General features: G+C 70.9%; 2 protein-coding genes. One reads left to right on the top strand and one right to left on the bottom strand.

All coding sequences use genetic code 11. From position 1 onward, the window contains the following. Positions 1-296 precede the first annotated feature (296 nt). Positions 297-1,121, bottom strand: a complete 825-nt coding sequence (locus AOK08_RS40370) for a DUF3109 family protein (RefSeq protein ID WP_241827309.1) — start codon at positions 1,119-1,121, stop codon at positions 297-299. 228 nt (positions 1,122-1,349) lie between these two features. Here AOK08_RS40370 and AOK08_RS40365 point away from each other — a divergent pair, with 228 nt between their 5' ends. After that, positions 1,350-2,294 (top strand): Ppx/GppA family phosphatase, encoded by a 945-nt coding sequence (locus tag AOK08_RS40365; RefSeq protein ID WP_055535348.1) that lies wholly within the window; start codon positions 1,350-1,352, stop codon positions 2,292-2,294. Positions 2,295-2,449 lie beyond the last annotated feature (155 nt).

Genomic DNA, 2,449 nt, shown 5'->3' with positions numbered 1-2,449 from the left:
CACCCCGACACCGTCGACGACCTCGCCCCCGCCCGACCCCGGAGGCTCGTCACCACCCGCGAACAGCACGGCCCCGACCCCCTCGATGAGCTCCTGAGCCGAGCCTGCCGCGGAGGTCACCGAACGGGCCCAGCCGTATGCGGACGCGCCGGCGAAGGGATCGGTACCGGGTACCAGGTACTGGGTACCGGGTCGGATCGGCCGGACACGAACGCGGACACGAACGCGGGCACGAACGTGAAGCGGACGTGAACGCGGACGCGAACGGGGGACCGGGCCGACCGGACGCGAACGCGTCAGCGCACAGGAGCGGGAGCGGGACCAGAACCAGTACCGCCGTCGGGAGCGAGACCGAGATCGGGCCTGGCGCCGGGATCGGCCGGATGCGGAGCCAGCAGCGGCAACTGCGACGCCAGCCGCGCCTCGCACAGCTCGACCAGCCGGTCGTACCCCGCCTTGCCCATCAGCTCGATCAGCTCCGGCCGGTACGACACGTACACCGGGTCGCCCGCGCCGTGCGCCGAGGTCGCCGACGTGCACCACCAGTGCAGATCGTGACCGCCCGGACCCCAGCCGCGCCGGTCGTACTCACCGATCGACACCTGGAGCACACGCGTGTCGTCGGGCCGGTCGATCCAGTCGTACGTCCGCCGCACCGGAAGCTGCCAGCACACGTCCGGCTTGGTCTCCAGCGGCTCCCGGCCCTCCTTCAGCGCCAGGATGTGCAGCGAGCAGCCCGCGCCGCCCGCGAACCCGGGACGGTTCTGGAAGACGCACGACCCCTGGTACGGCCGGGTCTGCCGAGAGCCGTCCTCGTCCTCCGAGACCCAGCCGGACTCCGTGCCGACGTCGTGGTGCTGCCAGATGTCCGGCGTGAGCCGGGCCACAAATCCGGCGACGCGCTTCTCGTCGTCCTCGTCGGAGAAGTGGGCGCCCAGCGTGCAGCAGCCGTCGTCCGCGCGGCCGGCCTGGATGCCCTGGCAGCCGCTTCCGAAGATGCAGTTCCAGCGCGAGGTCAGCCAGGTCAGATCACAGCGGAAGACCTGCTCGTCGTCGGCCGGGTCGGGGAACTCCACCCACGCGCGCGCGAAATCGAGCCCCTTCTCGTCGCTCACCACCACCGTCTTCGGCGGTTTCGCGGACTTCGGGGACTTCGGAGACGTCGAGGACTTCGAAGACTTTGAGGATTTCGAAGACTTCGCGGACTTCCCGGAGAGGGCTGACGTTGCCGACTTGTCGGCCTTTGCCTTATTCGTCTTTGGCACGCGTCCAGAGTAAGTCGCCCAGAGCCCGTTCCGGCACCGCTCCGGGGACGGATACGGGCCCGGAGGGCAGTAGCGTTGCCGTCCATGAGACTCGGTGTCCTCGACGTGGGATCGAACACGGTGCATCTGCTGGTGGTGGACGCGCACCCCGGCGCACGCCCCCTGCCCGCGCATTCGCACAAGGTCGAGCTGCGGCTCGCCCAACTCCTCGACGAGGCCGGAGCCATCGGCCCGGAAGGGGTCGACAAACTCGTCGCGGTGATCCAGGAGGCGCTCCAGGCGGCCGAGGACAAGGGCGTCGTGGACCTGCTGCCGTTCGCCACCTCCGCCGTGCGCGAGGCCACGAACGCCGATGACGTCCTCGCGCGCGTGCAGGCCGAAACAGGCGTCGAGCTCCAGGTCCTGACCGGCTCCGAGGAGGCCCGCCTCACCTTCCTCGCCGCCCGCCGCTGGTTCGGCTGGTCGGCCGGCAAGCTTCTCGTCCTCGACATCGGCGGCGGCTCCCTGGAGATCGCCTACGGCATCGACGAGGAGCCCGACACCGCCGTCTCCCTCCCGCTCGGCGCCGGCCGCCTGACCGCGGGCTGGCTCCCCGGCGACCCGCCGGACGCCGCCGACATCAAGTCCCTGCGCCGCCATGTACGCGCCCAGATCGCGGAGACGGTGGGCGAGTTCAGCCGCTTCGGCTCCCCGGACCACATCGTCGCCACCTCGAAGACGTTCAAGCAGCTCGCCCGCCTCGCCGGAGCGGCCCGCTCCACGGACGGCCTCTACGTCCAGCGCGAACTCAAGCGCGAGTCCCTCCAGGCACTGGTCCCCCACCTCGCCTCCATGACGACAGCGGAACGAGCAACCCTCCCCGGCGTCTCGGAAGGCCGCGCCAACCAGCTGGTCGCGGGCGCCCTGGTGGCCGAGGCCGCGATGGACCTCTTCGCGGTCAAAACCCTCGAGGTCTGCCCCTGGGCCCTCCGGGAAGGCGTAATCCTCCGCCGCCTGGACCACATGGGCACACACATGGGCACGGAGTAAGGATCCCTCCCAGAGGCAGGATGCCCCTTACGCCCGTAGGGGGCACTCCTGCCTCCGGCACTCCCCGACCGACCTGGGCGGCAACCCCCTCAGGGGCGCGGGGCCGTGCTTTTGTGCGGCTCCGCCGCGTGGGCGCGACAAGCCCCCACCGGACC

Origin of the sequence: Streptomyces graminilatus (assembly GCF_001418565.1) — a bacterium.
Classification (GTDB): domain Bacteria; phylum Actinomycetota; class Actinomycetes; order Streptomycetales; family Streptomycetaceae; genus Streptomyces; species Streptomyces graminilatus.
Note: the sequence above shows the minus strand (reverse complement) of the source record. Positions and strands in the feature narration are given on the sequence as shown.